The sequence below is a fragment of the Neoluteolibacter marinus genome (genome assembly GCF_014904755.1).
Taxonomy (GTDB): domain Bacteria; phylum Verrucomicrobiota; class Verrucomicrobiia; order Verrucomicrobiales; family Akkermansiaceae; genus Haloferula; species Haloferula marina.
The window spans coordinates 1-464 of sequence record NZ_JACZFQ010000096.1 but is presented as its reverse complement, the minus strand read 5'-3'; the positions used below and the strand labels follow the sequence as shown (position 1 = coordinate 464).

Annotated in this window: 1 rRNA gene; it reads left to right on the top strand. The window is 55.4% G+C overall.

What is annotated here, in order from left to right:
* Positions 1–280 precede the first annotated feature (280 nt).
* Positions 281–464, top strand: a 16S ribosomal RNA gene (locus IG178_RS18615); the annotation flags it as partial.

Sequence of the window (464 nt, the reverse complement as noted above, 5' to 3'; positions counted from 1 at the left end):
AGAGACGAGAGTCGATCGCGACCCCGAGAGGGTCCGATCGGCTTTTTAGTCCCCTCGAAAGAAGATCTTTCACAAGCATGGCCCGGCCCAAGGGACGGCTTCGACGCTCCGCAGCAATGCTGCTTTAGCGAGAACCGTGCCAGAAAAGCCGGGTGAAGAGGAAAAGGCTAAATTGTGTGCTGCGTGCCGAAGAATGGTGCGCAGCGTTCGGAGGAAGCCCTTCGGGGTGGAATTCGGACGGTCAATTTTGTTCGTGATCTTCGGATCACGGCATACGTTTTTTACGGAGAGTTTGATTCTGGCTCAGAACGAACGCTGGCGGCGTGTTTAAGACATGCAAGTCGAACGGGGGATATCCGGAGTTTACTTTGGGTGTCTCCAGTGGCGCACGGGTGCGTAACACGTGAGTTACATGCCCTGCAGTGGGGAATAGCCCGCCGAAAGGCGGATTAATACCCCATGGT